Source organism: Aquibium microcysteis (genome assembly GCF_014495845.1).
Lineage (GTDB): Bacteria > Pseudomonadota > Alphaproteobacteria > Rhizobiales > Rhizobiaceae > Aquibium > Aquibium microcysteis.
The window spans coordinates 2,140,345-2,166,899 of the sequence record NZ_CP061080.1; the positions used below are offsets into that span (position 1 = coordinate 2,140,345).

23 protein-coding genes and 1 pseudogene are annotated in these 26,555 nt (G+C 68.0%); 10 read left to right on the top strand and 14 right to left on the bottom strand.

All coding sequences use genetic code 11. The features are described from left to right. Positions 1-140: 140 nt before the first annotated feature. From boxB to IAI54_RS09890, 6 genes are all read right to left on the bottom strand, one after another. Entirely contained in the window at positions 141-1,592 is a 1,452-nt protein-coding gene (boxB, locus tag IAI54_RS09865) for a benzoyl-CoA 2,3-epoxidase subunit BoxB (protein WP_187972176.1), read from the bottom strand. A 149-nt stretch (positions 1,593-1,741) separates the two neighbouring features. Then, positions 1,742-3,436, bottom strand: a complete 1,695-nt coding sequence (gene boxC / locus IAI54_RS09870) for a 2,3-epoxybenzoyl-CoA dihydrolase (RefSeq protein WP_187972177.1) — start codon at positions 3,434-3,436, stop codon at positions 1,742-1,744. A 93-nt stretch (positions 3,437-3,529) separates the two neighbouring features. Further along, complete coding sequence (locus IAI54_RS09875; RefSeq protein WP_187972178.1) at positions 3,530-4,066, bottom strand: DUF309 domain-containing protein; 537 nt, start codon at positions 4,064-4,066, stop codon at positions 3,530-3,532. Further along, positions 4,063-4,878 carry an alpha/beta fold hydrolase gene (locus tag IAI54_RS09880; RefSeq protein ID WP_187972179.1) on the bottom strand — a complete coding sequence of 272 codons (816 nt, stop codon included), beginning with the start codon at positions 4,876-4,878 and terminating at the stop codon, positions 4,063-4,065. Before IAI54_RS09880 ends, IAI54_RS09875 begins: the two co-directional genes overlap by 4 nt. A 4-nt stretch (positions 4,879-4,882) precedes the next feature. Then, positions 4,883-6,427, bottom strand: coding sequence for a benzoate-CoA ligase family protein (locus tag IAI54_RS09885; RefSeq protein WP_187972180.1), 1,545 nt, complete (start codon positions 6,425-6,427; stop codon positions 4,883-4,885). Positions 6,428-6,659: 232 nt separating this feature from the next. Beyond that, positions 6,660-6,848, bottom strand: a complete 189-nt coding sequence (locus IAI54_RS09890) for a helix-turn-helix domain-containing protein (protein WP_187972181.1) — start codon at positions 6,846-6,848, stop codon at positions 6,660-6,662. Here IAI54_RS09890 and IAI54_RS09895 point away from each other — a divergent pair. The 5 genes from IAI54_RS09895 to IAI54_RS09915 all read left to right on the top strand — a co-directional run bounded on the left by IAI54_RS09895 (position 6,847) and on the right by IAI54_RS09915 (position 13,792). Further along, a complete protein-coding gene (locus IAI54_RS09895; protein WP_187972182.1) occupies positions 6,847-8,673 on the top strand; it encodes a sensor histidine kinase in 1,827 nt (608 codons plus the stop codon). The genes IAI54_RS09890 and IAI54_RS09895 overlap by 2 nt on opposite strands. Next, complete coding sequence (locus tag IAI54_RS09900) at positions 8,670-10,019, top strand: sigma-54-dependent transcriptional regulator (protein ID WP_187972183.1); 1,350 nt, start codon at positions 8,670-8,672, stop codon at positions 10,017-10,019. Before IAI54_RS09895 ends, IAI54_RS09900 begins: the two co-directional genes overlap by 4 nt. A 338-nt stretch (positions 10,020-10,357) precedes the next feature. Then, positions 10,358-11,371 (top strand): DctP family TRAP transporter solute-binding subunit, encoded by a 1,014-nt coding sequence (locus IAI54_RS09905; protein WP_187972184.1) that lies wholly within the window; start codon positions 10,358-10,360, stop codon positions 11,369-11,371. Positions 11,372-11,466: 95 nt separating this feature from the next. Beyond that, positions 11,467-12,162 (top strand): TRAP transporter small permease, encoded by a 696-nt coding sequence (locus tag IAI54_RS09910; RefSeq protein ID WP_187972185.1) that lies wholly within the window; start codon positions 11,467-11,469, stop codon positions 12,160-12,162. A gap of 10 nt (positions 12,163-12,172) precedes the next feature. Continuing rightward, positions 12,173-13,792 (top strand): TRAP transporter large permease, encoded by a 1,620-nt coding sequence (locus IAI54_RS09915; RefSeq protein ID WP_187972186.1) that lies wholly within the window; start codon positions 12,173-12,175, stop codon positions 13,790-13,792. 75 nt (positions 13,793-13,867) lie between these two features. On the opposite strand, the gene IAI54_RS09920 is transcribed toward IAI54_RS09915, so the two are convergent. Beyond that, positions 13,868-14,260, bottom strand: a complete 393-nt coding sequence (locus IAI54_RS09920) for a DUF3307 domain-containing protein (RefSeq protein ID WP_235679314.1) — start codon at positions 14,258-14,260, stop codon at positions 13,868-13,870. A gap of 333 nt (positions 14,261-14,593) precedes the next feature. Between IAI54_RS09920 and IAI54_RS09925 the strand changes: the two genes are divergently transcribed. Further along, a complete protein-coding gene (locus IAI54_RS09925; RefSeq protein ID WP_187972188.1) occupies positions 14,594-15,481 on the top strand; it encodes a dihydrodipicolinate synthase family protein in 888 nt (295 codons plus the stop codon). 159 nt (positions 15,482-15,640) lie between these two features. After that, positions 15,641-16,609, top strand: coding sequence for a protein-methionine-sulfoxide reductase catalytic subunit MsrP (gene msrP / locus IAI54_RS09930; RefSeq protein ID WP_187972189.1), 969 nt, complete (start codon positions 15,641-15,643; stop codon positions 16,607-16,609). 345 nt (positions 16,610-16,954) lie between these two features. Here msrP and IAI54_RS09935 read toward each other — a convergent pair whose 3' ends face one another. Together IAI54_RS09935 and trxB are read right to left on the bottom strand one after the other, a co-directional pair. Beyond that, on the bottom strand, positions 16,955-17,851 hold the full coding sequence (locus tag IAI54_RS09935) for a LysR family transcriptional regulator (RefSeq protein ID WP_187973096.1): 897 nt from the start codon (positions 17,849-17,851) through the stop codon (positions 16,955-16,957). 30 nt (positions 17,852-17,881) lie between these two features. Continuing rightward, positions 17,882-18,856, bottom strand: coding sequence for a thioredoxin-disulfide reductase (trxB, locus tag IAI54_RS09940; protein ID WP_187972190.1), 975 nt, complete (start codon positions 18,854-18,856; stop codon positions 17,882-17,884). 265 nt (positions 18,857-19,121) lie between these two features. On the opposite strand from trxB, the gene IAI54_RS09945 reads away from it, so the two are divergent. The 3 genes from IAI54_RS09945 to IAI54_RS09955 all read left to right on the top strand — a co-directional run bounded on the left by IAI54_RS09945 (position 19,122) and on the right by IAI54_RS09955 (position 21,658). Beyond that, positions 19,122-19,586, top strand: coding sequence for an Lrp/AsnC family transcriptional regulator (locus tag IAI54_RS09945; protein ID WP_187972191.1), 465 nt, complete (start codon positions 19,122-19,124; stop codon positions 19,584-19,586). Between the two features lie 26 nt (positions 19,587-19,612). Further along, positions 19,613-20,593 carry a glycosyl transferase family 90 gene (locus IAI54_RS09950; protein ID WP_235679315.1) on the top strand — a complete coding sequence of 327 codons (981 nt, stop codon included), beginning with the start codon at positions 19,613-19,615 and terminating at the stop codon, positions 20,591-20,593. A 174-nt stretch (positions 20,594-20,767) separates the two neighbouring features. Next, a complete protein-coding gene (locus IAI54_RS09955) occupies positions 20,768-21,658 on the top strand; it encodes a glycosyltransferase family 2 protein (RefSeq protein WP_187972192.1) in 891 nt (296 codons plus the stop codon). Positions 21,659-21,671: 13 nt separating this feature from the next. Here the strand turns inward: IAI54_RS09955 and IAI54_RS09960 are convergent, their stop codons facing one another. From IAI54_RS09960 to IAI54_RS09980, 5 genes and pseudogenes are all read right to left on the bottom strand, one after another. Beyond that, a complete protein-coding gene (locus IAI54_RS09960; protein WP_235679392.1) occupies positions 21,672-22,460 on the bottom strand; it encodes a glycosyltransferase in 789 nt (262 codons plus the stop codon). A 132-nt stretch (positions 22,461-22,592) separates the two neighbouring features. Beyond that, positions 22,593-23,642 (bottom strand): annotated as a pseudogene (locus IAI54_RS09965) (glycosyltransferase family 4 protein); the annotation flags it as partial. 50 nt (positions 23,643-23,692) lie between these two features. Next, a complete protein-coding gene (greA, locus tag IAI54_RS09970) occupies positions 23,693-24,166 on the bottom strand; it encodes a transcription elongation factor GreA (RefSeq protein ID WP_187972193.1) in 474 nt (157 codons plus the stop codon). 182 nt (positions 24,167-24,348) lie between these two features. Continuing rightward, positions 24,349-24,885 carry a PH domain-containing protein gene (locus IAI54_RS09975; RefSeq protein WP_187972194.1) on the bottom strand — a complete coding sequence of 179 codons (537 nt, stop codon included), beginning with the start codon at positions 24,883-24,885 and terminating at the stop codon, positions 24,349-24,351. 55 nt (positions 24,886-24,940) lie between these two features. Continuing rightward, on the bottom strand, positions 24,941-26,374 hold the full coding sequence (locus tag IAI54_RS09980; RefSeq protein ID WP_187972195.1) for an MATE family efflux transporter: 1,434 nt from the start codon (positions 26,372-26,374) through the stop codon (positions 24,941-24,943). Positions 26,375-26,555: the final 181 nt, after the last annotated feature.

Genomic DNA, 26,555 nt, shown 5'->3' on the forward strand with positions numbered 1-26,555 from the left:
CCTTACCCCTCCCCTCAAGGGGGAGGGGGACGTGAGACGTTGGCGCCCCCTCCCCCTTGAGGGGAGGGTAAGGGTGGGGGTGGGCGCTGGCCTCATCGGAAAAGGACGGGATCCCGCCGATCTGCGCGAAATCCCCTCCCTCACGCCATGTGCAGCTGGACGTATTCGAAATCGCCCGGCTTGTTGTCGATGCCCACCCGCGGCGGGGCGATCCAGCCGGCATATTTGCCGGGCTCCGAGCACGGCACCATCAGCGAGGCGATGTAGTCGCCGTCGGCCTTCGACGGCAGCCACTCGTCCCTGCGGCGCTCGAACTCCTCCGCCGAGACGAGATCGCCTGCCGGCGTCATCCGGACGGACGAGAACACGCCGATGTTGCGGTGGAAGCCCGGATGCGGCAGCGTCAGCTCGAACGGTACGCCCATCTTGGCGATGGCCGCGTTCCAGCGCTTGAGGCCGCCCGCGGCGTCGGTGATGTAGTCGTCGCGCAGCCGCATGTTGATGGCCGAGAGCGCCGGCACGTCGACCGTCACCACCTTGCCGTCGACCAGCTGGACGACCGGATAGGTCGAGTTCTGCAGCCGGTGATCGTCGTCGATCTTCGTCTCCTGGTAGCGCCCCTTGATGCCGGCGTTGAAGGCGTTGGCGGCGTTGGTGGAGACCTCCTGGCCGAACAGGTCGAGCGACAGCGTGTAGTGCAGGTTGAGCTTCTTCTGGATCGTCGGCAGGTCGATGACGCCGAGATTGCGCACGGCGGCGATGTCGTACGGATCCTCGATGCCGGCCTCCTTCATCGCCTCGCAGGTGCGCTGGATGACGCGGCCGACGCCGGTCTCGCCGACGAACATGTGGTGCGCCTCCTCCGTCAGCATGAAGCGGCAGGTGCGCGACAGCGGGTCGAAGCCCGACTGGGCGAGCGATTCCAGCTGCATCTTGCCGTCGCGGTCGGTGAAATAGGTGAACATGAAGAAGGACAGCCAGTCCGGCGTCGCCTCGTTGAAGGCGCCGAGCATGCGCGGCGCTTCTTCGGAGCCGGAGGAGCGGCGCAGCAGGTCGTCGGCCTCCTCGCGACCGTCGGCGCCGAAATACTTCTGCAGCAGGTAGACCATGGCCCAGAGATGCCGGCCCTCCTCGACATTGACCTGGAACAGGTTGCGCATGTCGTAGAGCGAGGGGGCGGTGAGCGCCAGAAAGCGCTGCTGCTCGACCGAGGCCGGCTCTGTGTCGCCCTGGATGACGATCAGCCGCTTCAGCATGTTGCGGTACTCGCCTGGCACCTCCTGCCAGGCGGGCTGGCCGGCGTGCTCGCCGCTGGGGATGCGGCGGTCCTCCACCTGCGGCGCGAGCAGGATGCCCCAGCGGTATTCCGGCATGCGAACGTAGTCGAACTTCGCCCAGCCTTTCGGATCGACCGAGATCGCGGTGCGCAGATAGACGAGCGAGTCCTGGAATTGCCGCGGGATCAGGTCGTTCCACCAGTTGATGTAGCCCGGATGCCACTTCTCCAGCGCCTTCAGCACGCGCTTGTCGGAGGAGAGCCCGACATTGTTCGGGATCTGGGTGTCGTAGGAGACGTTGATCAGGTCGAGCATGGGGTGGGTCCTCCGGGGGTGGGCGGGTGGTGCAAGGGTTGCGCGGCAGTCGGCAGTGGGCAGTCGGCAGTCGGTTCAGAAGAGGCGCGGCGGCGGCGCGGCGATCAGTGTTTTCCCGACTGCCTACTGCCGACTGCCCACTCCCTCCCCTACACCCGCTTCATGTCATACTCTCCCCGCACTCCGGTGCCGTAGCGCTTGAGCGCTCCGGTCTCGCCGACCGCGTTGGGGCGCTGGAAGATCCAGTTCTGCCAGGCGGTGAGGCGGCCGAAGATGCGGGTTTCCATGGTTTCGGGGCCGGCGAAGCGGAGGTTGGCCTCCATGCCGGTCATGGCGTCGGGCGAGAAGGAGGCGCGTTCCTCCAGGAAGATGCGCACCTCGTCCTCCCAGTCGATGTCGTCGAAGCAGAAGGTGACGAGGCCCAGTTCGTTGGCGTCGAAGGCCTCCAGCGCCTCGCCGATGCGCGCCTTCGCCTCGTCGACCTTCCCCGGCGCGCCGAGGAAGCGGGTCTGCAGGCGGGTCAGGTCGTTCGACATCGGGTAGAGACCGAAATTGCCCTCTGTCAGCGTGATCGTCGCGACCGGGCGGTTGTCGCCCTCGAAATCGCCCTCGGCCATGTAGGACCGGTCGACGGCAAAGAGCAGTTCGGCCAGCATGCCCGCAAAGCACGAGCCCGGCTCGACCAGCGCCACCAGCGAGCGCGAGGTGAGGTCGACGCGCTTCAGGACGCGCTTCCAGTAGAGCAGGATCTCGCCGGCCAGCCAGTCCGACCGGTTGGCGATGAGGAAGGCCTCCTGCGCGGCGACGAGCACCGGATCGCCCTGCGCGCGGAAGACCAGCACGCCGATCTCGAGCTCGTTGTTCCTGAGATGCAGGATCGCGTCGTCGAGCTCGCGCGCCACGCGCAGAGTCCAGGCCGAAGCGCCCTGCGCGTGGAGCGCTTCGACGCTGTCGGGACCGGCATCCTTCGGACCGTGCACGGTGATCCGTCCGACGCGCTTGGCGCGGTCGATCTCGACCTCGACGCTCGAATAGGTCACCGAGCCGTCCTCGCCGAAGCGGCGGTCGAGCGGGGTGAGCGCGATGCCGGTCGCGCCCGCCGGGCGGTTCGACTTCGCCGCGAATTCGCGGGCGCGCTGCGCCACGAGCTCGTCGAACTTCGTGTTCGGCACGACGTCGTCGACGAGGTTCCAGTCCTTGGCGCGCTTGCCCTTGATGCCCTCCTCGATGGAACAGAACACGTCGGCATGGTCGCGCCGCACCTTGCGCTTGTCGGTGACGCGGGTGAGGCCGCCGGTACCGGGCAGCACCGCGAGCAGCGGCACCTCGGGCAGCGCCACCGAGGACGAACCGTCGTCGGTGAGGATGATGTGGTCGCAGGCGAGCGCGAGTTCGTAGCCGCCGCCGGCGCAGGCGCCGCGCACCGCCGCGATGTAGGACTGGCCCGATTCGGCGCCCGCCGCCTCGAAGGTGTTGCGGGTCTCGTTGGTGAACTTGCAGAAATTGACCTTGTGGGCGTGGGTGGCGCCGCCCAGCATGCGGATGTTGGCGCCGGCGCAGAACACGCGCTCCTTGCCCGACTGCAGCACGACCGCCTTCACCTCGGGATGCTCGAAGCGCATCCGCTGGACGATGTCGGCGAGCTCGATGTCGACGCCGAGATCGTAGGAATTGAGCTTGAGTTCATAGCCCTCGAAGAGGCCGCCGGTCTCGTCGACGTCCATCATCAGATGGGCGACCTCGCCCTCGTAGCGGATCTTCCAGTGCCGGTACTTCGACGGGTCGGTCTGGAAATCGATTACCTTGGCCACATCCAACTCCCTGGGGTCTCGACAGGAATGCATCCTAGTGCACTATGCTGCCGTTTCCTAGTCTCAATTGTCGCCTTAACGGCGATTTCACGCAGATTCGGCGCATATGTGCGGAACTTGTATGCATTATAATGCACTATCTGTGCATCGAAGCTGAGGTCGATGCGACAGCAGCGGGGCGAGGCCGTCGCCCTGCCAGGCTTCGATTCGCAGCGCATAGCCGCAGGCGGCCGCGAGCACGGTGCCCGGGGCCACGCCCATCAGCGGCGCCGAACCGGCCTCGGCGAGCCGCAGCCCGGCATCGCGCACCAGCCGCAGCGCCGCGCGCTTGCGCTCCATCCTGATCTTCAGGCAGGCATTGGCGAGCTGGATCAGCCCCTGGACGAGATGACGCTCGGCGCTGTTGGGCGCAGCCCCCATCCAGACCGGCTCCCAGACCTCGTGCGCCTCCCAGAAGAAGCCGCCTCCATAGAGCCGGAAGCCGTAGAGCCACGCCTCGTTGGCCCGCCAGGCGGCGGGATCGGTGCGCGCCGGCGCGCGGTCGGCGACACTGATGAACAGCCCCTCCTCCGGCCGCGGGTCGCGGCCGGGCACGAAGGCCTGCGCGGGCAGCGGCCAGGCGGCGACCGCCGCCGGCGGGTGCGGCCGCAGCGGCGCCGTCATGCCGCCTCGGCCTTCGCCGCCTCGATGCGGTCGAGCCGCTCCAGATAGTCGACGACAAGCGCCAGCGTCTTCTCCGGCTGCTCGACATGAGGCGCGTGGCCGCAGGAGTCGAGCATGGCGACGTCGACCGGATTGTAGCTCTGCGTCTCCAGCGCGGTGATCTGGGCGCGCGTGCCGTACTGGTCGTCGACGCCCTGGATCGCCAGCACCGGCACGCGGATGTAGGCGATGACCTCTTCGATGTTCCAGCTCTTGAAGGCCGGGTCGAGCCAGGCGTCGTTCCAGCCGCGGAAGGCATTGTCGACGTCGGCATGATACTTGCCGAGTCGCGCCCGCAGATCGCCGGTCTCGTAGACCTCGCGCGCCCTGGCGATCGCGGCGAGGCCCAGCGCCTCGGTGAAGAAGTGCGGCGCCATCAGGACGAGGCCGCGCACGCGGTGGTCCTGCACCGAGCCGCCATGGATCGCCGCGATCGAGGCGCCGTCGGAATGGCCGACGAGCACGCCCTGCCGGAAACCGATCGCGTCGAGCACCTTGGGCAGCACGTCCAGCGCCTCGCGCGTCATGTAGTCGAGCGGACGCGGCAGGACGGCCGGGGCAGACTGGCCATAGCCGCGGCGGGAATAGGCGAAGACGCCGTAGCGCGTGGCGCGGGCGAGCTTCTCGGGAAAATCCCGCCACAGCGCAGCGCAGCCGAGCCCTTCATGCAGCAGAACGACGGTCGGTGCCGCGTCAGGCGCCGGGCCGAAACAGCGTCCCTCCAGCGTCACACCGTCGATGTCGAGCGTCAGGCCTTGGCCGTCTGTCCACATGGCGTCATGCTCCTTCCCTGAGCTTGAAGCGCTGGACCTTGCCGGTGGCCGTCTTCGGCAGGTCCGGCACGATCTCGATCCAGCGCGGATATTTCCACGCGCCCACCTTGGCCTTGACCTGCTCCCTGAGCGTCTCGGCGAGGCCGTCGGGCGCATGGCCGTTCTTCAGCACCACGAAGGCGCGCGGTTTCTCGAGACCGGTCTCGTCCCGGTGGGCAACGACCGCAGCCTCCAGCACGTCGGGATGCGAGACCAGCGCCTGCTCGACCTCGAAGGGCGAAACCCAGATGCCCGAGACCTTGAACATGTCGTCGGTGCGGCCGCAGTAGACGAAGCGGCCGTCGGCGGTGCGCTCGTACTTGTCGCCGGTGCGCGTCCAGTGCCCCTCGAAGGTCGAACGGCTCTTGTCGCGCTGGTTCCAGTAGCCGTCGGCGGCCGAGGGGCCGTTGACCAGGAGTTCGCCGACCTCGCCTGCGCCGACCTCGCGGCCGGTCTCGTCGACGAGGCGCACCTGGTAGCCGGGCACGGCGACGCCCGACGTCCCGTAGACGATGGAGCCGGGCGCGTTGGACAGGAAGATGTGCAGCATCTCGGTGGAGCCGACGCCGTCGATGATGTCGGTGCCGGTCTGCGCCTTCCAGCGGTTGCCGATCTCGGCCGGCAGCGCCTCGCCGGCCGACACGCAAATCCGCAGCCGGTCGAGCCCGGGGGGCGCCTCCTTCGCCATGTGGGCGACCATGCCGGCATAGAGCGTCGGCACGCCGCAGAAGATCGTCGGCCGATGTTCGGCCATGGCGGCGAACATGTCGGCCGGCGTCGGGCGGCCGCGGAACAGCAGGGCCGTCGCGCCGGCGGCCATCGGGAAGGTCATGGCGTTGCCGAGCCCGTAGGCGAAGAACAGCTTGGCCGCCGACAGCACCGTGTCATCCTCGCGGATGCCGAGGACTTGCGCGCCGAACGTGTCCGCGGTGGCCTTCAGGCTCCCGTGGACGTGGCGGACACCCTTGGGCCGGCCGGTGGAGCCGGAGGAATAAAGCCAGAACGCGCATTCGTCGGCCTCGGCCGCCACCGTGCCGCCGGTGTCGCTCGCCGCCAGCTCGTCGGCGAAGCAGAGATGGTCGCCGGATTCGCCGCCGACGACGAAGACCGCCTTCAGGTGCTTCAGCCGCGGCAGCAGCGGCGCCACCGCCGGAAGCAGTTCCTTCGAAACGAACAGCGCGCGGGCGCGGCTGTCGTTCAGGATGATCTCGTAATAATCGGGCGACAGCAGCGTGTTGAGCGGCACCGGGATGACGCCCGCCTTCAGGCTGCCCCAGAAGATGACCGGGAACTCGATCTGGTCCAGCACGATCATCGCCGCGCGCGCCTCCGGCGCGACGCCGTGGCGGCGGTAGAGATCGGCCATGCGACCCGCTTCGGTGGCGAGTTCGCCGTAGCGGATGCTGCGCCCGCCCGGCCCGCATTCCACGAAGGCAGGCTTGTCGCCGCGCCCCTCCCCGGCGTGGCGGTCGACGAAATGGGCCGCGGCATTGCCGTTCGCTGGGTTCAACTCATCCTCCCCGATGAAGCCTGTCCTTGCAGCCGCGCCCGGGCTCTCCTCCCCGGACGCGATGCGATATCATGCATCATGCGCGCGAGGCAGGCAAGCGGCTCGGCCGCGGAGGAATCGAATCTCGTGCATTTTTGTGCATCACCTTCGGCTGACCGATGCCACGATGCTACGCGCAGGGGCCTCGGCCACGGACGGTCGCGAGGGCCGCGCAACGAGCGCGCCTGTGCGTTCAGTGCGGAGGCGGATCGAGGTTCCTGGCGCGCGGTCCCATTCGAACGGTGATCTCGATCTTCTGGTCGAGCCGCGACAGGATCGCCATCAGCCGGTCGATCGTGAAGCGCCCACGGTCGCGCTGCCGCCGTGCGCGTCCGTTGAGCTGCCCCCCCGCCCGCCCTCCCGACTTGTCGAAGGCGGCCATGCGCGATACGCCTGACCGGATGAACGGCAGCGCGCTGCAGAGACGGTTCTGGCGGTTCGGCCTCGTGCTGGGGCTGCTGTCGCTCGTGCTGACGGTGGCGATCGTCTGGATGGCGCAGGAGGTGGCGGGGCGGCGCGCCGAGACGGAGCTGAAGGCGCGCGCCACCGAGGCTCTGGCGCTGCAGTCGGAAGCGCTGTCGGGACTGCTCGAGAAGTACCGCCTGCTGCCGCCGATCCTCGCCCGGCGGCGCGAGGTGATCGACGCCTTCGCGCTGCAGGAAAGCCCGCTGCGCGACGCGGACACCCGCCGCATGCTCGTCGAACTGACCGGCTTCTCCGGCGCACGCGAGGTGGCGCTGGTAAAGCCCGACGGTACCCTGATCGCCGCCGCCCGCGGTCTCGTCGACGCCGCGATCACGAGGTCGCCGGCGCTGCAGGAACCCGTGAGCCAGCGGCGGCTCGGCCGCGCGGCGGTGACGCTGACAGACGGCACGCGCACCTATGCCTTCGCGGCCAATGTCCGCCAGGGCGATACGGCACTCGGCATGATCGCCGTCTTCGTGCCTTTCGAACCGATCGAGGCGCAGTGGTCGCTGTCGTCGAACCCGATCTTCGTCACCGGCGCGGACGACCGGGTGTTCCTGTCCAACCGCCGCGAATGGCGCCAGCGCGAATGGAGCAGCAACGACCTGACGGTAGGCGAGCCGCTGGCGCCTCTCTCGCCCGATCGCATCGGTCTGGTGCGCGGTCCGGCCGGCGCCCTCTGGATCGACGCCAACCGCGACATGCCGCTGCTGGGCTGGACGCTGCACGTGCTGGCCGATGCGCGACCGCTGGCGTCGGCACGTTGGAGCGCGGGTACGATCGCGGGTCTGGCGGTGGTCGTCCTGTCGGGCGGCGTTTTCCTGCTGCTGCGGCGGCGCCAGGCACTGCTCGGACGACAGCGCCGCGACCGGGCGCAGGCGATCCGGCTCGAACGTCAGGTGCGCGCCCGCACCGCCGAGCTGACGGCGACCAACCGGCAACTGGCGAGCGAGATTGAGGAGCGTCGGCAGGCCGAGGATCGGCTGCGCGCCGCGCAGGCCGAACTGGTGCATGCCGCCAAGCTCGCCACCATCGGCCAGATGTCGGCAGCCTTGAGCCACGAGTACAACCAGCCGATCGCCGCCATCCGCACCTATGCCGACAATGCCGGCCAGTTCCTCGCCCGCAGCCGGCTCGACGCGGTGGGCGACGCGCTGACCCGCATCGCCGGCCTCGCCGACCGCATGGCGTCGCTGACGCGCACGCTGCTGACCTTCTCGCGCAAGCCGGACACCCGGCTGTCGCCGGTGGCGCTGAAGCTCGTCGCCGACGAGGCGGCGCTGCTGACTGCGCCGCGGGCGCGCAAGGCGGGCGTGGCGCTCGACTTCGACGTCGAGCCGGACCTGATCCTCTCGACCGGCCGCGTGCGGCTCTCGCAGGTGCTGGTCAATCTGATCGGGAATGCCATCGACGCGCTGGAGGGCCCGGGCGGCGGCCTGCCCGAGGCCCGCATCCGTGTCGCGGCGCACCGCAACGGCGATCGCGCGGTGCTGACGGTCGCCGACAACGGGCCGGGCTTCGCCGACGGCACCATCGAGCGCCTTTTCGAGCCCTTCTACACCACCAAGGAAGCCGGCGAAGGCCTCGGCCTCGGCCTCGCGATCGTCGAGCATCTGGTGCGCGATCTCGGCGGCTCGATCCGCGCCGCGCAGAACCCGGATGGCGGCGCCTGCTTCACCATCGACCTGCCGCTGCACGGGGAGCGGTTGGAGGCTGCGGAAAAGGACGGGGCCAGGCGATGAGCGACGCAGGCAGGATCATGCTGGTCGAGGACGACGAGGCCCTTCGCCATGCGCTGGCGCAGGGACTGGAACTCGACGACTTCGCGGTCGAGAGTTTCGTGGGCGCGGATGCGGCCCTCGCCCGGCTCGACCGCAACTTCCCGGGCGTGGTGGTGTCGGACATCCGCATGCCGCGGGTCGACGGCATGGCCATGCTTCGCCGGGCGCTGGAAATCGACCCGGCCCTGCCGGTCGTGCTGATCACCGGCCATGGCGACGTGACGCTGGCGGTGGAGGCGATGCGGGAGGGTGCCTACGACTTCATCACCAAACCCTTTGCCGTCTCCGCATTGGCGGCCGTCATCAAACGCGCCATCGAAAAGCGGCGGCTGGTGCTGGAGAACCGGGCGCTGCGCGAGCGGCTCGACGCTTCGACGGACCTCGAGAGCAGGCTCGTCGGTCGTACGCCGGCGATCATGCGCCTGCGCGAGGAGATCTCGGCCATCGCCTCGACCGGCATCGACGTGCTGGTGCGCGGCGAGACCGGCGCCGGCAAGGAAGTGGTGGCGCGTGCGCTGCACGATTTCGGCGACCGCGCGAAGGGCAATTTCGTCGCGTTGAACTGCGCGGCGCTGCCGGCCGACATCTTCGAATCCGAATTGTTCGGCCACGAGGCCGGCGCCTTCACCGGGGCACAGCGCCAGCGCATCGGCAAGCTGGAATATGCCAAGGGCGGCACGGTCTTCCTCGACGAGATCGAATCCATGCCGCTCGACCTCCAGGCCAAGCTCCTGCGCGCCATCGAGACGCGCAGCGTGGAGCGGCTCGGCTCCAACCGGCAGATCGCGCTCGACGTGCGCTTCATCGCCGCGACCAAGTCGGACCTCGCCCAGGCGGGCAACGAGGGCCGGTTCCGCGCCGACCTCTATTACCGGCTGAACGTGGCGACGCTCGCGATCCCTCCGCTCCGGGAGCGGCGCGAGGACGTGGCGCTCCTGTTCTTCCATCTGGCGCGCGAGGCCCGGGCGCGGTACCGGCGCGAGATTCCGGAACTGTCGCCGGAACTGGAAGCGGAACTGCGCGCCCACGACTGGCCGGGCAACGTGCGGGAGCTGCGCAACATCGCCGACCGCTTCGTGCTCGGCCTGTGGCGCGGCTTCGGCACGGCGGCAGGCGCAACGCAGGGGGCGGCCGCGAGCGGCGCGCTGGCGGACCGGGTGGCGGCCTTCGAGCGCTCCGTCATCGAGGCGGAACTGCGCCGCTCCGGCGGACGCATGCGCCCGGTCTACGAGGCGCTGCAGATTTCGCGCAAGGGCCTTTACGACAAGATGCAGCGACTCGGTCTGACCATCCCGGAGGATGGGTAGCCGGCGACACATCGACGGCCCTCATCTGGGTAGGATGCTACCCCTCCTCTGCCGCGCGGCAGCGGCGCGGGGCGTGCCGCACACCGGTCCGCGCCTCCGGGCAGGCTTCCGCGGCCGCCCTTTCCGCCCCCATCGCCTTCCCGATGCGCCTGCTCGCGGGCTGCAGCCGCATCGGCGCGGGCTGGCACGGCGCTTGCTAAAGATGTTCCGAAGGCCGGCATGCCGGCTTCCACCCGGGAGGAGACGGACGGACCGGCGGCGCCACGACGGCGCTGCGCGGGACCGGTTCCTCCCTCATCGCAATCGGGGCAAGCATGCTCCGCCACGGAGGAACCAGAATGAACAGACTGCTGCTCGGTACCGTATCCGCCTTCGCGCTCACCCTCTTCGCCGGCCAGGCCCTTGCCGGTCCCGAAGGCTGCGACGCCGGCGAGATGGTGATCAAGTTCAGCCACGTCGTCGCCGAAAAGGGCCACCCCAAGGGCGAGGCCGCGGTGAAGTTCGCGCAGCGCGTGAACAAGGAGATGGACGGCAAGGCCTGCATGGAGGTCTTCCCGAACTCGACGCTGTTCGACGACGACAAGGTGATGGAGGCGCTGCTGCTCGGCGACGTCCAGATCGCCGCGCCGTCGCTGTCGAAGTTCGAGGCCTATACGCTGAAGTACCGGCTGTTCGACCTGCCCTTCCTCTTCGCCAGCCTGGCCGACGTCGAAGCCTTCGGTTCGTCCGACACCGGCAAGAGCATGCTCAAGGTGATGGAGGACGAGGGCTATACCGGCCTCGGCTACTGGCTCTCGGGCCTGAAGCAGTTCTCGGCCAAGAAGCCGCTGCTGCTGCCGGCCGACGCCAACGGCCTGAAGTTCCGCATCCAGACCTCCGACGTCGCCGACGCGATGATCGCGGGCATCGGCGGCTCCGCCCAGAAGCTCGCCTTCAAGGAGGTCTACGGCGCGCTGCAGACCGGCGTCGTGGACGGCCAGGAGAATTCCTGGTGCAACATCTACACCCAGAAGTTCTTCGAGGTGCAGGACGGCATCACCGAGACCAACCACCAGACGCTGGCTTACCTGCTGGTGACCTCGACCGAATGGCTGGAGGGCCTCGATCCGGAGATCCGCGATCAGTTCCTGTCGATCGCCGAGGACGAGACCGCGGCCGCCAATGCCGACGTCGCCAACAAGGAAGCGGCCTGCCGCCAGAACATCCTCGACGCCGGCGGTACGATCCGCGAGCTCGACGCCACGCAGCGTCAGGCCTGGGTCGACGCCATGAAGCCGGTCTGGGCGAAGTTCGAGGGCGACATCGGCAAGGACCTCATCGACGCCGCCGTCGCCGTCGGCGCCGGCAACTGATCGGGTCTCGACGTCCCGCGCGGCGCGCTGCCGCGCGGGACGTCGACGCGGGCGCGGCGGGCCGCGCCCGGTTCATTCCTGGGGGAGTCCACGAAATGCCGCTGATCCTGCCGGCGCTGTCTTTGGCGCTGATCGTCGTCCTGTTGTTCCTCGCCGAAAGACGATGGCCCGAAAGGGTCACGCGGCTCGAGGAAAACCTCCTCGCCGCGCTGCTGGCGATCATCACGCTGGTCTCCTTCGTCCAGGTCATCGCCCGCTACGGCTTCAATTCCGGCTGGAGCGGTGCGCTCGAATTCACCCGCATCCTGTTCGCCTGGCTCATTCTTTTCGGCATGGGCTTCGGCATCAAGCAGGGCATGCATCTCGGCGTCGACGCCTTCGTGCGCCTGCTGCCCCCGGGACCGTTCCGGATGGTGGCGCTGTTCGGCGCCTTCGCGACCTTCTTCTACGCCTTCCTTCTCCTCTATGCCGGCTGGCTCGTCTTTCTCGGCGTCGACGTCCAGACCAACTGGCGCCAGACCGGCGCGCTCGGCTACTGGACCTTCATGTTCGACCGCGGCACAGGGCTCGACGACCTGCGCTATCCCGTCTGGATGCAGGAGAGCTTCGGCCTGCAGGAACGCGTGCAGCGCTGGATCGCCTACCTCATGCTGCCGGTCGGGCTCGCGCTGCTCGCCTTCCGAAGCCTCCAGGCGATGGGCGCCATCTGGCGCGGGGAACGCGAACTCGTGATCGCGGGCCACGAGGCGGAAGACCTCGTCGCCGAGAACAAAGACGCGCTGAAGGATTGAGGATCAGGCCATGGAATCCGCAATCCTCTTCGTCCTCGTCATCGGGCTCCTGTTCCTCGGCGTTCCGGTCGCGGTCTCGCTCGGGCTGGCCTCGATCCTGATCATCGCGCTGTTCTCGCAGGACTCCATGTCCTCCGTGGCGCTGCAGCTCTTCACCGCCTCGCAGAACTACACGCTCCTCGCCATCCCCTTCTTCGTGCTGGCCTCGGCCTTCATGTCGACGGGCGGCGTCGCGAGCCGCATCATCCGCTTCGCCATCGCCAGCGTCGGCCACATCCGCGGCGGCCTCGCGATCGCCTCGGTCCTGGCCTGCATGCTCTTTGCCGCCCTGTCCGGCTCCTCGCCGGCGACCGTCGTGGCCATCGGCACAATCGCCATCGCCGGCATGCGCCAGGTCGGCTACACCAAGGAGTTCGCCGCCGGCATCATCGCCAATGCCGGGACGCTGGGAATCCTGATACCGCCGTCGATCGTCATGGTGGTCTATTCGGCCGCCACCGACGTCTCGGTCGGCCGCATGTTCCTTGCCGGCGTCATTCCCGGTCTCGTGGCCGGACTGATGCTGATGATCGCCATCTGGGTCATGGCACGGGTGAAGAACCTGCCGGCCGAGCCATGGAAAGGCTTCGGCGAGATCGTGGCGGGCGGCAAGGAAGCAGGCTGGGGCCTGTTCCTGATCGTCATCATCCTGGGCGGCATCTATGGCGGCGTCTTCACGCCGACGGAGGCAGCGGCTGTCGCGGCCGTCTACGCCTTCTTCGTCGCGCTCTTCGTCTATCGCGACATGGGGCCGCTGAAGGGCGTTCGCTGGATCCAGCCACAGGACACGACGAAGGCCCGCGTCGGCTTCTCGGCTCTGGTCTATGCCGTCGCCTTCTTCTTCGTCTGGATGATCCTGTCCTTCTTCGTCACTGCCGAATGGGAGGGTGTGACCGGGCGCGGCCGCGCCGTCGTGGGCCTCGTCCTGTCGCTGGTCGTCCTGACCGCCTACACGCTGCGGCGCGATCCGGAGGCGCGGCTGGCGGCGGTTCCCGGCCGGGTGCTCGCCGGCATGCCGATCTGGAGCCGCAACCTCGTCCTGATCGGCAGGAACTTCCCCGCCATGTTCTTCAACGAGGAAACGCGGAAGGTGATGATCGATGCCTCGCGCACGACGGTGATGCTGATGTTCATCATCGTCAACGCGTTGCTCTTCGCTCACGTCCTGACGTCCGAACGCATCCCCGACGCCATCACCGACCTGATGCTGGGCTACGGCTTCAACTGGTTCACCTTCCTGATCGCCGTGAACCTGCTGCTGCTGCTCGGCGGGCAGTTCATGGAGCCGTCCGGACTGCTGCTGATCGTCGCGCCCGTGGTCTTCCCGATCGCCATGGAACTCGGCGTGGACCCGGTGCATCTCGGCATCATCATGGTGGTCAACATGGAGATCGGCATGATCACGCCGCCGATCGGGCTGAACCTGTTCGTCACGTCGGGCATCACCGGCATGAGCCTGATCCAGGTGGTGCGCGCGGCCCTGCCCTTCGTGGCGGTGCTGTTCCTCTTCCTGATCATCGTGACCTACGTGCCGATCCTGTCGACCTGGCTGCCCTACAGCCTGATGGGTCCGGAGATCGTCACCCGCTGACGGCCCGGCCGAAACCGGCAGGACGTGCGGCCGCCCCGGTCGGGGCGGCCGTTCTGCGTTCGGGGGAAGACATGTTCAGGCTGTGGCCCAGCCGATGGCGACGGCCGTCATCACCAGGTAGGTCAGGTGATGGATGCACTGGTCGCCGCCGTGCAGCGCCCAGTAGGCGGCCGTCGTCGGTCCCTTCTGGCTGCCGCGCGAAACCAGCGCCTTGCTGTGATCGATCAGGAAATGGACCACGAACTCCGCCGCCGAGAGCGCGGCCACCTTCGGCAGGTCCAGTCCTGCCAGCAGGAGTGCCGGCACCGAAAGGACGGCATGGATGCCGGCATGGACGTAGCCGCCGGGCCGGTCGAGATGTCCCTTGCCCGCGATGATCCAGGGGGTCTGGAGCAGATAGTCGGCTGCGAAATGCTTGAGCTGGAAGCAGGCCACCACGCCCAGCGTCAGCAAGAGAACGTCACTCAATCCATGCCCCCGACCTTTGGCGCTCACCATTGCGGGCGATCACGCGACTGCGGTCCAATCTTGCCGTGATCGTCACCCTTGCCAAGAGAGAAAGTGCAAATCCGGCGGCCGACAACCCCGAAACCGGCGGCCGTGCGCGTTTTTTCCCCTCGAAATCGACCTTCCGCAGCGAAAACCGGAAAGCCGAACGATGCCGGCCCGGCAATGCACCCGGCGCAAATCGACACTTCTTTCACACGCATCCGGCGCGGTAAGGTCGCCGCGACGGCCGCGGCCGTCGCGCCGGACGGGCCGGCCACCAAGAGCATATCAGACCAGGGAAACGACCAGCAAATGCCGACATCCAGACTGACGGGCGTGATCGCCGCCGTCCCCACGCCGGTCACCGGGAGCGGCGAACCCGATCTCGACCGCTTCCTGCGCCATGCCGCGTGGGCGCTCGACCACGGCTGCGACGCGCTCAACGTGCTCGGCACCACCGGCGAGGCGAATTCCTTCTCCGCGTCCCAGCGCAAGGCGGTGATGGCCGCCGCCGCCGGGCGGCTCGACCGCGCCAGGATGATGGTCGGCACCGGCACGCCGGATCTCGCAACCACCGTCGAGCTGACGCGGCACGCCCACGCGCTCGGTTTCGCCGCGGCCCTCATCCTGCCGCCCTACTACTACAAGGGCGTCGCCGACGACGGTCTCTTCGCCTGGTTCGAGCGCGTGGTGGCGGCGACGGCCGATACGCCGGCTCCGATCTACCTCTACAATTTCCCGCAGATGACGGGCCTGCGCTTCTCGCCCGATCTCTGCGCACGGCTGCGTGCAGCCTTTCCCGATCGCATCGTCGGCGCCAAGGACAGTTCGGGCGACCTCGCCTATGCCGCCGAGATTGCCCGAATCGATGGTTTCGACGTCTTCCCGAGCAGCGAGACGGCGCTCGCGAAGGCGGACGCCGACGGCTATGCCGGCTGCATCTCGGCCACCGTCAGCGTCACCGCCCCGCTCGTCGCGAAGCTCTGGGCGAACCGAGCCGATACCGCCCTGCTGAAGGCGGCGGGAGATGCACGCGCGGCCATCTCCGCCGTGCCGCTCATTCCCGCGGTCAAGCACATGGTGGCACGCCTGCACGACGACGAAGCCTTCGAACGGCTGCTGCCGCCGCACCTGCCCCTGACGGAGGCGCAGAAGGCGACGCTGGCGGGTCTCGATCTCGCGGCGATCGCGCGGGCCTGACGACGCATGCACGCGCTGCGCCCGTCCGCCCGGCCGCGGCGGGCACTGCCCGCCCCGACCGCACGCGGAATTGATCCGCGCTGCACGGGCGGGCGTTGCCAAGCCTGAAGCCGCGGCTAGACTGTCGCGGTCTCGCGGCGGCAAGGGGAGACGGGCGGAATGGTCGGTATCGTCAGACGGGCAGACTGGGCTCTGCCGGAGAGTGCTGCGACGCCGGAGCACGTCTTCGTCGACCGGCGTGCGCTCCTCGCCGGATTCGGGGGCATGATCGCGGGGGCAGCCTTCGGCGGTGCGGTGCCCGCCGCGCGGGCGCAGGCGGGCGACCAGACGCTCGACCTCTATCCGGCGAAGCGAAACGCGGCCTACACGATCGACCGCCCGCTGACGCCGGCCGACGTCGCTGGCCGGTACAACAATTTCTACGAGTTCGGCTCCCACAAGCAGATCGCCGGTGCCGCGCGAAGCCTGAAGACACGTCCGTGGACCGTGAGGATCGACGGGCTGGTGGAGCGGGAGCGCGAGATCGGAATCGACGAACTGATCCGCGCCATGTCGCTCGAAGAAAGGCTCTACCGCCACCGCTGCGTCGAGGCCTGGTCGATGACCGTGCCCTGGTCGGGCTTTCCGCTGGCCCGCCTGATCGACTTTGCCGCGCCGCTCTCGTCGGCCAGGTATCTCCGCCTGGAGACCTTCCTGGATCCGGACGCCGCCTCGGGGCAACGCCAGATCTGGTATCCATGGCCGTATGTCGAGGGGCTGACGATGGCCGAGGCGAGGAACGAGCTCGCCTTCATCGTCACGGGCGTCTACGGCAAGCCTCTGGAAAACCAGTTCGGCGCGCCGCTGCGGCTCGCTCTGCCGTGGAAGTACGGCTTCAAGTCGATCAAGTCGATCGTGCGGATGTCCTTCGTCGACGAGAGGCCGGTGAGCTTCTGGGAGCAGATCGCGCCGTCCGAATACGGATTCTGGGCGAACGTCAATCCGCAGGTGCCGCATCCGCGCTGGAGCCAGGCGCAGGAGCGCGTCCTCCACACCGGCGAGACGGTGCCGACGCTGCTTTTCAACGGCTATGCCGAGCAGGTGGCCGGGCTGTATGCCGGGCTCGACGGCGAGAAGCTCTACACCTGAAGCACGGCGTGTGGCCGATGGCGCGATCCGGCCGGACGCGAGCATCGCGTGGAAGCGCTGTCGCGGACACAAAAAAAGGCCGGCTCACGAAGAACCGGCCCGAGTTGTTGGAGTTGCCTGTTAAGGCGAAACCTCCAGAGGGGAACACTCGCAAGCGCCAATGGGAGGAGGAATGCGCTCGCGAGATGAGGGCTATATGTGCTCGTACTGCCACTTTGGCAAGCAACTGATTTGCAATTCACCCATGCAATTATGGACGGTCTGGGCAATCGGCAAGCAACAAGTGCAGATGCGCAAACGGAAAGCAGGCCATCCGGCAGGCAGCCCGCACCCGCGTAGCCCGGCTCAGTAGGCCCAGCTGCGCGCCTTGGAGAAGAGGAAGTCGCGGAAGGCCTTGAGCTTGGCCTGGTTCTTCATCGCCTCGGGATAGACGAAGAAGGTGTCGAAGGACGGTACCTCCATCTCGGGCAGGATCTGCACGAGACCCGCATCCTTGTCGACCATGTAGTCGGGCAACATGGCGATGCCGGCCCCGGTCTTCACCGCGCGTCGGATCGACATCAGGTCGTTGATCTGAAGCGACGCCGTCCGCTTCGACCCTTCCGGCATGCCGAAGGTCTGCAGCGAGTTCAGGTCCTTGAGGAACTGCGGCACCGGCTCGCCGAAGGTTACCAGCCGGTGGCGGGCGAGATCCTCGACCGCATTCGGCTTGCCGTAGCGGTTGAGATAGGCGGGCGCGGCATAGACGTGCAGGTGCACGGTGAAGAGCCGCCGCTGGATCAGGTCGGGCTGCTGCGGCTGGCGCAGCCGGATGGCGCAGTCGGCCTGGCGCATGGTCAGGTCGAGCTCCTCGTTGGCGAGAAGCAGCTGGATCTGCACTTCCGGATAGAGCTCGAGGAATTCCTGCACGCGCTGTGTCATCCATCCGGCGCCGAGGCCGACGGTGGTCGTCACCCGCAGCACGCCGGACGGCTTCTCGGTCGTTTCGAGAAGCCGCGACCGCACCGTGTCGAGCTGCATGAGCACGTCGTGCGCGGTGCGGTAGAGCAGTTCGCCCTGCTCGGTCAGGACCAGCCCGCGCGCGTGGCGGTGGAACAGCGGCACGCCGATGTCGTGCTCCAGCGCGCTGACCTGGCGCGAGATCGCCGACTGGGACAGGTTCAGCCGCTCGGCGGCATGGGTGAACGAGCCCGCTTCGGCTGCGGCGTGGAAGACCCGCAGCTTGTCCCAGTCGAATGGCATCATGGTCCCCTTCCCCGTCGCAGGACGGCCCTATTCCGCCGCTTCGCGATGCGTCTCGATCTCCGCCAGATATTTCTCCGCCTCGAGGGCGGCCATGCATCCCATGCCGGCCGCCGTGACCGCCTGACGGTACACGTCGTCCGTGACGTCGCCGGCCGCGAACACGCCGGGCACGTCGGTACGGGTTGAATCGGGGGCGGTCCACAGATAGCCGTTCGGCTTCTGCCTGAGCTTGCCTGCGAAGAGTTCCACCGCCGGCGCATGCCCGATGGCGACGAAGACCCCGTCGATCGGCAGTTCCGAGACGGCGCCGCTCTTGCGGTTGCGCAGGCGGATGCCGTTGACCGACGGGGGCATCGGCGCCTTTCCGGGTTCCCCGACGATTTCGTCCACCTCCGTGTCCCACAGGATCGTGACGTTGTCCTTCTTGAACAGCCGGTCCTGCAGGATGCGCTCGGCGCGGAACTCGTCGCGGCGGTGGATGACCGTCACCGACCTGGCGAGGTTCGACAGATAGAGCGCTTCCTCGACGGCCGAGTTCCCGCCGCCGATGACGACGACGTCCTTGCCCCGGTAGAAGAAGCCGTCGCAGGTTGCGCAGGCCGAGACGCCGAAGCCCTTGAACCTCTCCTCGCTGGAAATCCCCAGCCACTTGGCCTGCGCACCGGTCGCGATGATCAGCGCGTCGCAGGTGTATTCGGTACCGGAATCGCCCTTCAGCCGGAACGGCCTGCGGGCGATGTCGGCCTCCACGATGATGTCGCTCACCATGTCGGTGCCGACATGCTCGGCCTGTTTCATCATCTGCTCCATGAGCCACGGCCCCTGGATCGGATCGGCGAAGCCGGGAAAGTTCTCGACGTCGGTGGTGATCATCAGCTGCCCACCCTGCTGCATGCCGGCGATCAACATCGGCTTCAGCATGGCGCGCGCGGCATAGATCGCGGCGGTATAGCCGGCCGGGCCGGAACCGATGATGATGACGGGCGCGTGCTTCGTTGCCATGACGCAAGCCTTCCAGCGAAAATGCAAAAGGGACCCGTTCCCGCCGGGTGCGGGAACGGGCTCCATCCGTGCGATGATCTAAGGTTTGCATGGCCGGCTGCGCAAGGGCGCAAGATCGTTTCTCACAGGCCATGTCCCATCTGCCGCCGTCGCCGGCCGCCCGGCAGGAGCCCTTCCGTCACCGCGCCCGCTCGCTTTTGGCAGATGCCTGTGGCAACCATGGCGAAAGATTCTTGCGCGGCGCGGCTGCCGGGAAGGACGACGCATGAAGGCAGACCTCGACGCGACGGACTGGAAGATCCTGCGCGAACTCCAGACGGACGGGCGGATGACCAACGTCGAGCTGTCGCGACGCGTCGGCATCTCCGCGCCGCCCTGCCTGAGACGCGTGAAGCGGCTGGAAGAGAGCGGCGTGATCCGCGGCTACCGCGCGCTCCTCAATGCTCCGGCGCTCGGCTATGACGTCGTGGCCTTCTGCCTCGTGGGCCTTCACCGACAGGCCGAAGGCGACATCCGCGCCTTCGCAGAGCTCGCGCTGGGCTGGTCGATGGTCCGCCAGGCCTGGATGATGTCGGGGGAAACCGACTTCCTCCTGCATTGCGTGGCCAGGGACCTGTCGAGCTTCCAGGAATTCGTGCTGTCGGGCCTGACGGCGGCTCCGAACGTCGATACCGTGCGCACGGCGCTCACCATCCGACAGGTCAAGGACGAAGGGCTCCTTGCGATCTGAACTCCCAGCCGAACGGACAGAAACCTTTGCAGCTATCGCTTGGACGGCCGAAAGACCGCATCGCCTACTACCTCGCAGGCATCATGCGCGACGCCTTGCCCTACCGCGTGTTCGAGGCACGACGCCGGAGGCTGTTCGCGCGTCTCGCGGAGCGGCCGGAGAACGCCGCCGATCTCTTTTCCAGGGTCCGCTACTACAACAAGATGTCACCGGGAGGGGACGCCGAAGGCGCGATTCCCATCCGGTCGATCCCCCTGAAGCACAGCTACTACTACTATGACCTCAAGGGAGACGCCAAGCATTTCGGGCCGCACCGGCGGCTCCGGCACAGGTTCGGCGACGTCATCAGGGTGCCGCCCGAACCCACGATCGTGAAGAGCCGGCCCGTGGGCGGCGACAATGCCAATTCCGTGGTCATGAAGCTCGACCGACTGCGCCACTTCTTCATGCCGAGGGACGATCGCGGTTTCGACGACAAGCAGCCCTTTGCCGTCTGGCGCGGGAGCATCGGCAATCCAGCCCGGATGCGGCTCGTCGAGCGTTTCGTCGATCATCCGCGGCACGACATCGGTTTCAGCGCCGGTTCGCCTCCCGGGCTGGCCAAAGCGCGTCTCTCCATTCGGGACCATCTGGCTTTCCGCTATGTGATCTCGGTGGAAGGCAATGATGTGGCCACGAATCTCAAATGGATCATGGCATCGAACTCCGTGTGCCTGATGCCCAGGCCCCGCTTCGAGACCTGGTTCATGGAGGGCCGGCTCGTGCCGGGCGTGCATTACGTCGAACTGCAGGACGACTTCGCCGATCTCGAGGAGAAGGTTGCCTTCTGCGAGGCCAACCCGGAGCAGGTGATGGCGATCGTTGCCAACGCGCAACGGCACGTGTATCAGTTCACACGCCCTGATTGCGAAAGCCAGGTGTCGCTGCTCGTGCTCCAGAAGTACCTCGAATGCACCGGCCAGATCGACCCCGAGCCCTTCTCCTCGATGTTCTACGACGCCGATTGATGCAGCTGCTTAATTCCGCCGACTTCCTCGGCGAGACGCCGGGATGAACGGCGCATTCGATCCGAGGCTCGGTAGAGACGACCAGGAGGGGAGTTCGCGCGCATCCGCCCGCGGCGAGGACGGAACGGAAACAAATCCTGTGGAAGGGTGCAGAACAGTGGGCAGACAATGGACATGAACGGCTCGGGCCCGAACGGCTCCGGCGAGAGACCGGGCGTCGGTCGAGCCGGAGGGAGTGTCGCGAGCGCTCCCGCACACACGTCGTCGACGGCGTCGGCTCTCGGATCCGTTTCCGCCTTCATCATCTGCAAGAACGAAAGGACGGCAATCGGTGCCTGTCTCGACAGTCTCGCCGGCTTCGGCGACGTGGTCATCGTCGACTCCGGGTCGACCGACGGAACGCTCGACCTGATCGACCATTACCGGTCGCTCGGCTGGCCGATCCGCCTCTTTCACCGCGACTGGCCCGGCTTCGCCGCTCAGAAGCAGTTCGCGCTGGAACAGTGCCGCAACGAATGGTGCCTCAGCATCGACTGCGACGAGCGCCTGTCGGACGACCTGCGGCAGGCGATGTCCCGGCTGCCGCTCGACCGGCCGGAGCCCGCCGCCTATTCGGTCGGCCGCCGCGACTGGCTGCCTGGCTACGGCTACGCGCCGCGTCTGGTCCACACCCATCGCCATGCCCGGCTGTTCCGCCGAAGCCGTGCCCGCTACGACCTTTCGGCGCTGCTGCACGAGGGGCTGGTCATCGACGGGAGCGTCGTGCCGATCCCCGCGGGACGCCTGCTTCACTTCCGCAATCTCTCGGTGGGTGAGGAACTCGCCAAGGCCAACGCCTACGCCACGCTGAAGGCGCGTCAGAAGCGCGCGTCGGGCGAGCGGGCCGGGCCGGCGCGCATCGTGCTGCGGCCGCTGTGGCGGTTCGCGAAGATCTACCTGCTGCAGCGCTACTTTCTCTGCGGCATTCCCGGCTTCATCTATGCGGCTCTGCTCGGCATCTACGTCTTCCTGACGGAGGCCAAGCTCTACCGTCTGCAGGGCGGCGCCGAGCTTCCGGAGGAGTGACGGCGCGCCGGCTTCAGACGTCGAGGCCGCTCATCCGTTCGGCGAAGCCATCGGCCATCTCCTCGTAACGGCGTCGTGCGGCCGCGCCGAGCCCTTCCTTGGCCGCGTCGGGCAAGCCGATGAGCGTCTCGATCGACCGCTCGAGACCGGCGACGTCGACATGGTAGCAGGTTCCGAGGTGGCGTGGTTCGGTCGAGGCGACCGGAACGAGGACGCCGCAGTCCGGACCGACCAGCTCGTTCATCGGCGGGCCGTCGGTGGTCACGACGACCGCGCCCACCGACAGCGCCTCGACGATGTGGTGGCCCCAGCCTTCCGCGCGCGACGGGCACAGATGGATGCCGCAGGAATTCTGGTGACGGCGCAGCTCCGCATCCGAAAGATAGCCCTGTATCAGGACGACATTCGGCGGCAGTCTGCCCGGCGCGTTTCCGGCCTTCTGCACCAGCACCAGCTGCGGCCATTCGGGATGTCTGCGCCAGAGCGCCACGACGTCCTCGGTCCCCTTGAGCGTGCTTCCACCGGCCAGATGAAAGAAGCGCGACCAGTCCCGCTCCACCGAGAGGTCGCGGCGATCCTCGCCAGAGAAACCGATGAACCGGGTGGGGCGGCCGAGCGTGGAGAAAATGCCGGCGGCGTGAGCGGTCTTGGCCAGCACGAGGTCGATATCGCGCAGCCGGTGCGCCTGGCGGCGCGGAAAACGCTCCTGGTTGGGCACCAGCAGGTTGCGCTCGCCGGCAGTGACCCAGGCAGGATGCACGCGCTCGAGATGCACGATGGTGCGCGCATGGCGCCGGCGCATCAGCCGGGAGAAGATCCCCCGCGTGCGGACGGGAGCAAATCCGGAGCGCTCCAGCCCGAAGGCCGCGCGCAGCAGCTTGACGTCGCGCGCCAGCCCGTAGTGGTTGTCGCGCCCGACGACGAGCACTTCCTGTGCCCTCGCCCCGCTCCACACCCGGTCGTACACGGCGCCGACACCGGCGGCTTCGTCGGAAAGGCGGAAGCTGGTCCGCACCCGGTCGAGCGCCCGCCGGCCATGCGCGAGAGCCTTCGGCACGTCGGCCATGTAGGTTTCGATCGCCGCGCGAAGTGCATCGCCGTCTCCGGCCGGTACCACCGCGCCGTTCTCGTCGGGCTCGATCATCTCGGCATAGGCTCCCGCGTCGCTGGTGACGCAGGCGACGCCGCTCGCCATCGCCTCGAGCGGCGTCAGGCCGAAGCCCTCGTTGCGCGAAGGGGCCACGAACAGGGTCAGGCGCCGGAACCATGCCTTGATGTCGGGCACCTCGCCGAGGAAGACGATCCGGTCCGAAAGGCCGGCCGCCTCGATCCGGCTCTTCAGCCCGGAGGCGAAGCCTTCGTTGTCGGACGTGACCATGCCCGCGATCACCGCGGTCCACTCGGGATACCGCGGCAGGAGCGCGATCATGGCGTCGACGAAGAGGTCGGTCCCCTTCTGGTGGCGGACGCGGCCGAAGCAGCCGACCGCATGGCGGCCCGGAAGGCCCGTGGCGGGGAAATCGCCGCCCGGCTGTGCCGGAGGGGTGAAGTCGCGCGCATCGACGCCGTGGCGCACGACCGTGTGCGGCACATCCAGGAAGGCGCCGGAATGGGCGCTCGTCGCGATGATCCAGTCCATCCTGCGCAGCAGCCAGCGCGTGAAGAGCTTGTGGCGGCGCTGCGCGGCGGAGGTGAAGACGATGCGCAGCGGCGCGCGCAGGACGTCGCGCAGGATCAGGCCAACCACCATCTCGATGTTGCGCCTGGCGTGCCAGATGCGGAACGGCCGGCCGGCCGGCCGGCGCCACAGGCCGGGCAGCGAAGCGAAGCCGATCTTGGGGACGGCGGCCGGCAGTCGGCCGCCGATCGTCGCGATGCGCAGCGTCCGCGCCTGCTCGGGTACCAGCTGGACGATCGTGCTGGTGACGCCCGACAGGCGCAGCTTCAGGTTCGGCGCGATGATGTCGACGTCACCGATCGGCAGGCGGGGACGCGGGGTCGCTTGCTCGGTCGGATCCACGGGCTCCCTCGGGATCAGCGGAAGGAGATGTCGATGATCTCGTAGCCGCGTGCACCGCCGGGAGCGTTGACCTCAATGGCGTCGCCCACGCCCTTGCCGATCAGGGCGCGCGCGATCGGCGAGGAAATCGAGATGCGGCCGCTCTTCACGTCCGCTTCCTGGTCGCCGACGATCTGGTAGCGCTTCTCCTCTTCGGTGTCCTCGTCGACGATGACGACCGTCGCGCCGAACTTGACCTTGTCGCCGGAGAGCTTGGAGACGTCGATCACTTCGGCCCGCGCAATCAGGTCCTCGAGCTCGCCGACGCGACCCTCGTTGAGGCTCTGCTGTTCCTTGGCCGCGTGATACTCGGCGTTCTCCGAAAGGTCGCCATGGGCGCGCGCCTCCGAGATCGCCTCGATGATCCGGGGACGTTCCTCCTGCTGCCGCCAGCGCAGCTCTTCCTTGAGCGCCTGGAAACCGCTTGCGGTCATCGGGACCTTGTTCATCTACGCGACCTTTCCTTCGCCAACGCCAGCCGCGGATCGCATCGCAATCCGCGGCACGGCACAAAAAGAAAACGGTCCGCGAGCCTCTGCCAGCGGAGCCGTGCCATCTGAGTCAGCACAATATAGCAGCGGGGCCGCGGATTTTCATCTGCAAAATATGCAGCCGGCACGCAGAACGGGCGTCAGCGCTGCAGAATCGACCGTTGATCCTCGGGTTCCGCGAGGGCAGCGGCGGGCACGAATCCCACCGCGGCGTCCTCGATCAGGCGGCCTATGACGCGAAGCGCGTGATGCGGCCGAGCCAGATCCGCCACCATGATGCTGGTGCCGCCGGATATCTCGAACAGCAGCGTCCCGGAGTCGGTGAGGCGGCCGACAGGACCCTGCCTCAGCGTCAGCCGCCGGATCAGGGCATAGGGTATCTCGTCGGGAGCCTTGCGGGGAAAGCCGGTATGCGCATAGACGGCGTGCGGCATGACGTCGATGCGGACCGTGAAGCGGCGCAGGATGGCGTGCGCGATCAGGAACGGCCCGCCGACCGCCAGGACGACCAGGCACAGCCGCGCCAGCGCGCCGTCTCCGCGGCCGAAGAACCACAGCACCGCCAGTACGACCGCATAGCCGATCACGATGACGACGGTCGGAAGGAAGACGGCCCGCGCGGAGGGGAGGAACGAACCTTCCGCGCCGACGTCCGGATTGTCGTTGTCGCCCCGCATGCGCCTGATTCGCCTCGCCCTGCCGTGAGACAGGTTACCACGGATGGCCCTTGCGTCAGGCTTGCGGCATCGAAGCGGCCGGGGCCGCATTCTCGAAGCCCTCCGCCGAGGCGCGGAAGACGCCCCAGCGCAAGCCGGTTCGGGCGCGCGACTGCGCGAGCAGCACCGCCACGACGCCGAGCATCAGGACCTCCGAGGCCGGACCGGCAAGCCAGATGCCGCCTTCGCCCAGCAGCGCCGGCAGCGCGAAGGTGAGCGGGATGGCGAAGGCATAGGTGCGGGTGATCGACAGCACTGCGGCCCTGCCCGCGTCCCCGATCGCCTGGAAATAGCCGGCGAGAACGAGAATGGGTCCAGCCAGCACGTAGGCCATGGTGGCGATGGGCAGGATGCGGGCGATCTCGGCGATCGTGGCCGGGTCGTCGACGAAGAGCTGGCCGAGGCCGGCACCCTGCGTGAAGAAGACCGCCTGCATGCTCGCGCAATAGACCAGCGCGATCGCGCCCCCGAGCCGCAGGCTGGCATCGGACCGGTGGAAGAGGCCGCCGCCGAAATTGTTGCCGGTGATGGTCTGCACCGCCATGTTCAGCCCCATCAGCGGCAGGAAGGCGAAGGTGAGGATGCGCGTCATGACGCCGTAGGCGGCGACCGTCTGCGCATAGGTGTCCGTCGCCCAGAGCTGGAGCATGGCGATGATGGCGGCCGAGGCGCAGGCGATGCCCACGAAGCTCAGGCTCTGCGGCGCACCGAGCGCCAGGAAGCGCGGCCAGTCGCGGTTGAAGCCGTCGAGCCGCAGCGATGCGAGCGGGATCGGCGTGTCGCCGGCGAAGCGGAACACGAGCACGGCGGCGAGCGCGAGCGTCTGCGCCATCACCGTGCCCCAGGCGGAGCCGGCGACGCCGAAATCGAACACGACGATCAGCAGATAGTTGAAGACGACGTTGGCGAGCGTCGCCACCAGGCTCGTCGCCGCCATCAGCCCCATGCGCCCTTCGCAGCGCAGCGCATCGGCATTGAGGCCGAGGAAGAAGGACACCGGCGCGGCGAAGACGAGGATGGCGATGTAGGTGTGCCCCATCGCGGCAAGCGGGACCGACCCGTTGGCGACCCAGAGCGTCAGCGGACCGCCGACGGCGAGGAAGGCGGCGATGACGGCCGCGCAGAGGACGAGCGCCAGCGCGTGTGCGGCGACGTAGGCCCGCCGCGCCGCGGCATGGTCGCCGGCCCCGAGCAGCCGCGCCAGCACGCTGGCGAGCCCGCTCGCCACGACCGTGGAGAGCGCGACGAGCAGCATGTAGACCGGAAACAGCAGCGTGACCGCAGTCAACGCATCGGCACCGACGAAGGTGCCGAGGAAATAGGCGTCCACCACCGTCAGCAGGCCGTTCATGCCCATGATGAACACGATCGGCGCGGCGGTGCGCAGGAACAGCCCCGGCAGGGGGCGCACGAGGAAGGGATTGTCGCGGCGCGTGGCAGTGTCGGTCATGGCGGTCTCCGGACCCGGTCTGCGGGCTCCGGAAGGACTTTCGCACCGGATGCTCCCGCTGCGGGGCAACCGGCGCGGACCGTATTGCGGCAGCACGCTGCCGGGACGGATGGCGCCCCGGGATCCGGCCTCCGGTTAGACGCGGCCCGGCCGCTTGTCAAAGGCGATCCGCCGCAGCGCG